Raw genomic sequence first — 8022 nt, forward strand, 5'->3', positions numbered from 1 at the left:
CGCCTTTGTAAGTATTTGAATTTAATAAACTAATTTTTTCAGTTTCGTTGTGGAGGGTGCTTATTCGCACCCTCCCTTGAGCATCCAGGCGGTGTCATATTTGACGCCCAACTGGCGCTTTAGCTCCATCGCTGACAAGCCTGTTTTGGTTTGTGACAACAGGTGCATTGCCAGAAACCACTTGGTCAGTGGGAGCTTGGTGTTTGCGAAAATCGTGTTTCCAGTCAATGACATCTGGTGACGGCAGTGATTGCATTGCCACACACGTGGCCGCCTTCTCAGGCGACAACAGGTCTTGTTGGCACATTCAGGGCAGACAAAGCCGTTAGGAAAACGCCAAGTGAACAGCGCGTTTTCGCACTGAGCCTCAGTGCCATAGTCCTTGAGAAACTCAAACAGGCTGTAGCCTTTCTGGAATTGGATTTTGCTTTTGGCCATGATCTCGCACCTCGATAACTGTACGTAAGATCAGTATAGTTCGTGGTAACTGACTGCTAATCATGGGTAATCAGGTAGACATTTGCATCAATAGGCTGGCCATGGAGGAATATACGGTTCCTTGCCCGACACTCAAAGGCGGCCCCGGCAGCGATGGCGACGTCTTCGCTGGCGCTGTTGCCAATTCCCATCACGATCTCCAGCCGAAATAGGCCCAACTGCTGAAAGCCAAAGTCACGGAGCAGGGCGACCGCCTGACGGGCGATGCCGCAGCCTTGGCGAGATTGCCTCACCCAATAGCCGATATTGCCGTAGCGATGATGGGGCGACAGCTGGTTGATACCTGCGCCACCCAGCAGTTGGCCGGTGGTGGCGCAGAAGATGCCCATGTCAAAGGCGCGTCCCGCCGCGCGATCCTGATCGCAGGTCGCAAACCATCCCATCGCCTGCTCCCGGTTGAACGAGGGAGTGCACCAGCTCATCCATTTGCCGACCGTCTCGATGGATTCGTGGGTCGCGCGGACAAACTCGTCGGCATCGCCCGCTTCGAATGGACGGATCATGAGTTTGGCGTTGGCATTGGCAAGACGCTGGAATGGCATCACTTATCCTGCTTCTTCAAGAAATAACTCACATGCCCCGGCGGCATATCGGGCAACTGGCCAAAGACCTCGTAACCCTGCTTCTGGTAGAAGGGGAGGGCCTGAAAACTGGTGGTTTCCAGATGGTAGTTGGTGATGCCCTTGCTTTGGGCGTACTGCTCCATGGCGCCGAGCAGGCGGCCGCCCCAGCCATCGCGGCGGATGCGTTCGTCGATCCAGAGCCAGTCGACGTGCAGCCAGCCCCACTTGATGTCGGCGATGATGCCGCCGTGAACCTTGCCCTCTTCATCCTTGATAAAGCTGGCGATCCGCTCGCGCAGATGGGTGCCGGCGTGATCCTTGTTGTAGCCCGAGAGACCAATGCGCAGCGCTTCGATCTCATCGTCCTGAGGCGGTTGGGGTGGGGTGAGTTGCATAGTGCTTCCTGCTTGATGGTGGTTGTCTCTAACGGGTTGCCGCTTCCAGCGCGGCTATCTCGCCGCCGCTGATAAGCGGCAGGTTGCGGCTGATCTGCTCTACCGGCCAGTCCCACCAGGCGATGGCGTTGAGACGGGCGATGGTGTCGTCGTCGAAGCGGTAGCGGATCACCTTGGCCGGGTTGCCGCCGACCACGGCATAGGCGGGAACGGCGCTCTCCCAGCCGTTGCCGAAGATAAAGAAGGGGTAGGTGGAGAAGCCGGAGGTCTGGTGGTTGGCGCCGTTCATGATGAACTTCACCCCGCGGGCGATGGCGCAGAACTTGCCGATGATGAGCTTGTCGCCGATGAAGGGGAAGTGGTAGAGGACGTTGCGCTCGAAGCCCGCCGCATCCTCCGGATCGTCGTAATAGGTGTAATCACCCACCTCGATATTGGGCCCCTTGATGGTGTTCTTGATAAAGCACACCTGGGGGAAGCCGTTCATGGGGTGGGGGTTGGCGGGATCGGGTCCGTGCATGGGGGACTCCTCTGGGATCTGGGCTCAGGCTACCCTAACGGAATCGGGTGGAGCCTTGCCACCCTTTTGTGCCCTCCGCTTCGCCAGTCTCTGTCGCCCCCTGCCCATGTGCGCATCGACCCGGGGCGGGTTTGTCTCTAGCATGGAGGGGCGGCGGAGTCTGGCTCCGTCAAAATGGATGATGGACGAAGTGCGCCTTGCACACTTCTGGCGGAGAGAAAAGATGAAGCTGCGTTCCTTGTTGATGGTGGGTGCCCTGCTGCTGGGCGGATGTGCGGTCAATCCCTATGGGGGGACGCCTGCGCCGGTCGGCGAGCCGGACAAGCCGGTGACCAAACCAGAGAAACCCGTGGCCGAGCCTGACAAGGCCGAGCCGGTGCCTGCTCCCAAACCCGTGGCACCGACGGGGCTGGCGGTCGCCCTGGCCGATGACTTCCTGAAGGCCGCCGATGTGCAGGCGCTGGCGGGCAGCAGCCCGGTACTGCTGCTGATGGCGCCCCAGAACGGTACAGGTGAGCCCTTCAGCACCCAGCCCCTGGCGGTGGCCATGATCCAGCGCATTCAGGCCAATAGCGGCTTTCGTTTCGCAGACCCGGGTCAGGTGGCGGCCATCACGGGTCAGCTCGAATACCAGCAGGGGGGCATGAACCCCGCCTCCCTGGTGCGCCTGGGTCGTCAGACCGGGGCGGGTTACATGCTCTACGGGGATCTCCTCTCTGAAGGGGGCCGCTACCGGCTCGCCATGAGCCTGATGGATCTCAAGAGCGGCGAACTGCTCTGGAACGCCAGTCGATCCGCGGCCCGCTGATGCCGGCTCGCCATGAGCCTGATGGATCTCAAGAGCGGCGAACTGCTCTGGAATGCCAGTCGATCCGCTGCCTGTTGATGCCGGCTCGCCGGATCCCACTTGACCGGGATCCGGCCCTGCCCCCCTTGTCCGGGGGCGGGAATACCCTTGTGGTTCCCCTGGCGTCACATGCGTTGGTATGTCGCACTGCCTGAAGGCAAAAACACCTTCCTGACTGTCTGACAACTCTGGTTCTGACAGCATCCCCGATTGCTACCATTCACTTTGCCGGAGGCTTGTCCGGTGAACACGTCACCGATCGCATCCTTCCCGCCCGGCAGGCAGCTTTCTGCCCCTGTGCGATACTCCATGAGTCTTGTATAACAGGAGTACAGGGACCCACTCCCACGGATAGCAAGGAGCTCGGATGGCGCTCTCAGTGGCACAACTCTACGAAGTGATGGCCCAGTTGCCGGATCCCGTTTTCATCCTCAGCGAAGATGGCTACTACATCGAGTACATCGGCGGGATGGAGCAGCAGTCCTACCAGAACGGCAACCCGCTGATCGGCAGACAACTGCTGGACGTGCTGCCCGAGGACAAGGCGCAGTGGGTGATGGCGCAGGTGGCTCAGGCCCTCGTCAGCGGCCAGGTGCAGGTGGTGGAGTACGACCTCTCCCCCGCCGAGGTGGATGGCATCGACGCCGACGCCGAGCCCCAGGGAATGCAGCGTTTCGAGGGCAAGATAGCGCCCTTGCCCTCTTTATATGAGGGGAAGCGGGCGGTGGCCTGGATGACCCGCAGCATCACTCGCCAGCACGAGCTGCAACAGCGGCTCAAGCGGCTCGGGGAGACGGATCAGCTCACCGGCCTCTACAACCGCCACTTCTTCTTCGACCAGTATCACCACAGGGTGCAGGGGCAGCATCTCACCGGTCTCATCATGCTGGATCTCGATCACTTCAAGCAGATCAACGATCGCTTCGGCCACCAGACCGGTGACAAGGTCTTGTGCCGGGTCTGCGAGTGCGTCTCCGCCCAGTTGCGGGGGGAGGATCTCTTCGTGCGCAGCGGTGGCGAGGAGTTTCTGATCCTGCTGCCGCAGATAGACGAGGGAATATTGCTGAAGGTGGCGGAGCGGATCCGCGCCGCAGTGGCGGCCATGGCGCCGGATCCCGCCCCGGTGACCGTGAGTCTGGGCACCACCCTGATCCGGCCGGGAGAGGATCTTGGCACCGTGCTGGCCCGGGCGGACGAGTGGCTCTATCGGGCCAAGCGGGGCGGGCGCAACCGGGTGGCCCACGATGGGGCGCCCTGAGGGGCGCAGTGAACAGGAAAGAGGGCGACCCGGGGTCGCCCTCTTTCATTTGGCCGGGCCAGATCAGCCGAACAGGGTCGAGATATTCTGCCCCGCCATCAGCAGGCCGATGGCCAGGGCGCTGAACCAGACCAGGGTGGCGGCGACCAGGGTATAGCCGAGGGCGACGAAGAGACCGTCCCGCTGCAACATGCCGATGGCCAGCAGCAGGATGGCCCAGGCGGGCATGGCGTTGGTGAAGGGAATGGCGCCGAGCGGCAGCATCAGCAGCAGGGCGGCCAGCATGATGAGCAGACCGTTGCAGCGGTTGATGGTCACGCTGCCGGTCAGGATGAGCAGGCGCGGGCGGATGAAGCGGTCGATGCGGGCCAGCAGATCCGCCCCCTTGTGCAGGGTCGGCTTGAGGTGCTCGGCGGCGAAGCGGCGCTCCATCAGGAAGGCGGGCAGCCAGGGCACCCGGTTGAGGGTGATGCCGATGCCGATGAAGAGGATCAGCAGGCCAAAGGGGGTGCTGACGCCGGGAATGGAGACCGGCAGCAGGAAGGGAACCGTGAGCAGCACGCAAAACAGCAGCATGCCCTGCTCGCCCACCAGGGCCAGCATCTGGCGCAAGCTGATGTGGCTCTCCTCGATGGCGTGGGCGGTGGCCCTCAGGGTATCGGAGAGCGTGCTTTTGGGGTCGTTGAGTTGCGCGGCAACCATTCCTGAGATCCTCGTCTGTTGATGCCACCGCTGTGGCGCCGTCAGCTTACGGGGGCGAGGTTAATCCCGGATGAATAACCCCGGGGAGCACAGATATTTCCATCGGGAGCGGGGCAATGAGGCTGGTACAGCCCCCGTCCAGTGTGGGAGACGGGCGCCCTGATATGCTTTGCGCAGGTCTTTTCACCAAAGGATGAGCACATGAGAGGAGCGATGGGGATGGTGCCGGGGTTGCTGCTGCCCCTGGCGGGCTGGGCAGCCGAGCCCCCGGCGACGGGCTGGCAGCTGACTCCCTTTGCGGGATACAGCTCGGCCATCGACTTTCGGGCCATGGACGAGCCGGCCCCCACGCCGCACGGGAGCGACATCGACACCCTGCAAGGGGAGCGCTCCGGCAGCTGGGGGCTCTTCATCAGCAGGGAGGTAGATGACCCCGGCATGGTGGAGCTGCTCTACAGCCACCAGTCGACCCGGGTATCCCCCGAACTGCCCGACAGGCTGACGGTGGACACCCTGCAGTTTGCCGGGGCCCTGACTCTCTCGGACAACCTGATGGCCCCCTATATCGGCGCCGGGATCGGGGTCACCCGCTTCGATGCCTACGACAGCGAGACGGCCCCTTCCATGTCCCTGGCCCTCGGGGTGCAGCCGCGCCTGACCGAACATCTGGCTGTGCGGGCCGAGGTGCGCGGTTATGGTGCCCTGGTCAACGACGACAGCCAGTTTCTCTGCAACCCCGAGATCTGCGCCTTTCGGGTGCGAGGGGAGCTGATCACCCAGTGGCAGGCCAATATCGGCTTGACCCTGAGGTTCTGAGCCCCGCTCGGACTAGGCGATGCCCTTGGTGAGGCGACTCAGGGGCTCGTTGACGTCGAACACCTTGTACTGCACCGCGCTGGCGCCCATGGCGAGCACCCGCTGCTCGTGCATGGTGGCGTAGGCGAGGGCGCTCCCCTCATCCTCGAACAGATAGATGCCGCCCGCCTCGCCGGTGCGCGGGTTCTCGGTCCAGATCTTGGAGATGAAGCCCGGCTCCTGGGTGATGGAGTCGGCCAACGGCATGGCCGCAGCAGTGAGGGCCGGTCCCATCATCTCGGCGGGGAAGTTGAAATGGATCTGCAGCAGGCTGGGCATGATAAACCTCTCGTGGGCGTTGATTGACGGAATCCGCATCATAGGAAGCCAGCATTTTGGCTGCAAGAAGGCACATTTTCGTGGCATAGTTACCGCAAAGTAACCACTCGCGAGCCATACCGTGCCCTCACTGCCCTGTCCCGCCTATCAGGTATTGCGCCTGCTGACCGGCAAATGGAAGCCGGCCATTCTGTTTCATCTGCGCGAACAGACCCTGCGCTTTGGCGACCTGCGCCGCTGCCTGCCCGAGGTGAGCCAGAAGGTGCTCACCGCCCAGCTCAAGGAGCTGGAGAGCGACGGTGTCATCATCCGCACCCTCTACCCCGACGTACCGCCCAGGGTGGAGTACAGCCTGAGCCCCCTTGGCGTCGCCCTGATCCCCCTGCTTCAGCAGATGCACGATTTTGCGCTGAACCACGTTGATCTGCTGGCTGGTCAGGGTCCTGTTTCTAGCGAGCCCGCAGCAACCAGCGGCTGAGGGCGGTGGCCGCCAGCAGTCGGTAGCCGAGCAGAGTGAGCGCCAGCAGCGCGGGTACCTTGAGGAGTTCCCACCACACCTGTTTGCCCTGGGGGCCGAAGATCATCAGCCACACCACCAGCATCATGTGCAGACAGTAGAGGCCGAGCACCTTGGGGGCCTGGCGCTCCAGCCAGCTGCCTTTGCCCCATGCGGGGTTGGCCAGCAGCAGGCCGAACAGCCCCAGCGCCCAGGGGAGCGAACCCAGCAGGAAATCATGACGAGCGAGGGGGACGGCGGCAACGCGCAGCAGACCTGCGGCCTCCAGGGCGTAGAGCCCCATCCCCGCCATCATCATCAGGGCGCAGCGCCTGGCGTCCGGCTGCCAGGCACGCAGGCGCAGCTCGGCGCCAAGCGCCACGAACAGCAAGGAGAAGAAGGGGCCGTTGCGGGTCAGCAGGGCCCACTCGCCCCCCGGCAGCAGCGGGCCATAGGAGCCACCGATCAGGGCCAGGCTGTAGAGCAGGGCCCCCAGCAGCAGGGCCAGCCTCGGCAGGCGGACCTGCTGGCAGAGCCCCAGGATCAGCACCGCCACCATCAGGGCGGGCAGGAACCAGAGGTGGATCATGCCGCCCACCCACCAGACGTTGAGCGGATCCCCGAGCTGCATCTGCCACTGGCCTGCCATGGCGGGCAGGTAGCCCTCGCTCACCGCCGCGAGCGGGTTGAAGGGTATCAGCACGTAGAGCAGGCTCCACGCCAGCCAGAGCCCCAGCAGGGGTCGGCAGTAGCGCAGTGCGACCGTCAGCGGGTGGCCTGCGGCGAGGGCGGGCTGCAAGAAGTAACCGGCGCACAGGAAGAACAGCGGCACCGCGAAGCGGCAGAGCTGGTTGATGACGGCCCCGACCAGAGGGTAGGGCGTGCCGTCCCACAGGGCGGGGTCGAAGGGGTTGCTGAAAGGGGATAGATGGATGGTCATCACGGCCAGGATGGCCACCACTCGCCCGCATTCGATGCTGGAGATGCGCATGATTCCTCGTGGCGTTCGGGAGCTGGGCGCACCCTATCAGCCGCAGGTGCTCCCTATCCAGCCGCCTGGTCGCCAACTGTGACCCCCATCGGCGGCCGGTTACCCTTTGTTACCCGAGGTGCGGGCAAGGTTACCGCCGCCGGGAGCGGGATCCCGTTTTGGTGTCGGTAAAAGGGCTAGAGCAGGGCCACCAGCACAGTGACCAGGGCGCCCAGCAGCAGCAGGGTGATGCCGCGACCGGCGGGGCCGTGCAGCTTGTTCCACATCAGCAGGCTGGTGAGGGCCAGCAGCAGCATGGCCAGGACCGCCAGATCGCCCACCAGTTGCCAGGGCAGGCCGGTGCCCATGCCACGGTGCAGCCGGTTGAGGCTGGCAGCGAAGTTGGCCTGCTGCAGCTCGGTGCGCACCAGCAGAGTGCCTTCCACATAGCTGGCGGCCACGCTCTGGCTGAGGGTGACACCGCGCAGCTCCCAGCGGGCCGGCAGGGTGAGGGCGCCGGATGGTGTGGGCAGGGTCTGGGGCGGGGTGATCTGGGGTCTCCCTTAACCATCCCCTCGTATGAGCGAGGTGTGGCGCGGCTTCTGAGGTATGATCGCCATCCTTGACCAGCTAATACCC

General features: G+C 63.5%; 10 protein-coding genes and 2 pseudogenes. 4 read left to right on the forward strand and 8 right to left on the reverse strand.

What is annotated here, in order from left to right; all coding sequences use genetic code 11:
* Positions 1-75: 75 nt before the first annotated feature.
* From OKC30_RS18710 to OKC30_RS18725, 4 genes and pseudogenes are all read right to left on the reverse strand, one after another.
* Positions 76-438 (reverse strand): annotated as a pseudogene (locus tag OKC30_RS18710) (transposase); the annotation flags it as partial.
* Positions 439-494: 56 nt separating this feature from the next.
* Complete coding sequence (locus OKC30_RS18715; RefSeq protein WP_270665167.1) at positions 495-1040, reverse strand: GNAT family N-acetyltransferase; 546 nt, start codon at positions 1038-1040, stop codon at positions 495-497.
* On the reverse strand, positions 1040-1456 hold the full coding sequence (locus tag OKC30_RS18720) for a GNAT family N-acetyltransferase (RefSeq protein ID WP_160838146.1): 417 nt from the start codon (positions 1454-1456) through the stop codon (positions 1040-1042). The genes OKC30_RS18715 and OKC30_RS18720 overlap by 1 nt, the downstream gene beginning before the upstream one ends.
* A 28-nt stretch (positions 1457-1484) precedes the next feature.
* Positions 1485-1976 (reverse strand): CatB-related O-acetyltransferase, encoded by a 492-nt coding sequence (locus OKC30_RS18725; RefSeq protein WP_270665166.1) that lies wholly within the window; start codon positions 1974-1976, stop codon positions 1485-1487.
* 223 nt (positions 1977-2199) lie between these two features.
* Here OKC30_RS18725 and OKC30_RS18730 point away from each other — a divergent pair, with 223 nt between their 5' ends.
* Both OKC30_RS18730 and OKC30_RS18735 read left to right on the forward strand, forming a co-directional pair.
* The gene (locus OKC30_RS18730; protein ID WP_010672673.1) at positions 2200-2784 is read left to right on the forward strand and encodes a hypothetical protein; all 585 of its coding nucleotides are present in this window, start codon (positions 2200-2202) and stop codon (positions 2782-2784) included.
* Between the two features lie 406 nt (positions 2785-3190).
* Positions 3191-4081 (forward strand): sensor domain-containing diguanylate cyclase, encoded by an 891-nt coding sequence (locus tag OKC30_RS18735; protein ID WP_270665165.1) that lies wholly within the window; start codon positions 3191-3193, stop codon positions 4079-4081.
* Positions 4082-4144: 63 nt separating this feature from the next.
* On the opposite strand, the gene OKC30_RS18740 is transcribed toward OKC30_RS18735, so the two are convergent.
* On the reverse strand, positions 4145-4783 hold the full coding sequence (locus OKC30_RS18740) for an exopolysaccharide biosynthesis protein (RefSeq protein WP_160838150.1): 639 nt from the start codon (positions 4781-4783) through the stop codon (positions 4145-4147).
* Between the two features lie 201 nt (positions 4784-4984).
* Here OKC30_RS18740 and OKC30_RS18745 point away from each other — a divergent pair, with 201 nt between their 5' ends.
* Positions 4985-5599, forward strand: a complete 615-nt coding sequence (locus tag OKC30_RS18745; RefSeq protein ID WP_042864545.1) for an outer membrane beta-barrel protein — start codon at positions 4985-4987, stop codon at positions 5597-5599.
* A 12-nt stretch (positions 5600-5611) separates the two neighbouring features.
* On the opposite strand, the gene OKC30_RS18750 is transcribed toward OKC30_RS18745, so the two are convergent.
* Positions 5612-5917 carry a monooxygenase gene (locus OKC30_RS18750; protein ID WP_160838152.1) on the reverse strand — a complete coding sequence of 102 codons (306 nt, stop codon included), beginning with the start codon at positions 5915-5917 and terminating at the stop codon, positions 5612-5614.
* A 121-nt stretch (positions 5918-6038) separates the two neighbouring features.
* Here OKC30_RS18750 and OKC30_RS18755 point away from each other — a divergent pair, with 121 nt between their 5' ends.
* The gene (locus OKC30_RS18755; protein WP_042015355.1) at positions 6039-6395 is read left to right on the forward strand and encodes a winged helix-turn-helix transcriptional regulator; all 357 of its coding nucleotides are present in this window, start codon (positions 6039-6041) and stop codon (positions 6393-6395) included.
* On the opposite strand, the gene OKC30_RS18760 is transcribed toward OKC30_RS18755, so the two are convergent.
* Complete coding sequence (locus tag OKC30_RS18760; protein ID WP_103244140.1) at positions 6367-7404, reverse strand: acyltransferase; 1038 nt, start codon at positions 7402-7404, stop codon at positions 6367-6369. The genes OKC30_RS18755 and OKC30_RS18760 overlap by 29 nt on opposite strands.
* Positions 7405-7580: 176 nt before the next feature.
* A pseudogene (locus OKC30_RS18765) lies at positions 7581-7946 on the reverse strand (PepSY-associated TM helix domain-containing protein); the annotation flags it as partial.
* Between the last annotated feature and the right edge of the window lie 76 nt (positions 7947-8022).

This window comes from Aeromonas sp. QDB18, assembly GCF_027705325.1.
Classification (GTDB): Bacteria; Pseudomonadota; Gammaproteobacteria; order Enterobacterales; family Aeromonadaceae; genus Aeromonas; species Aeromonas caviae.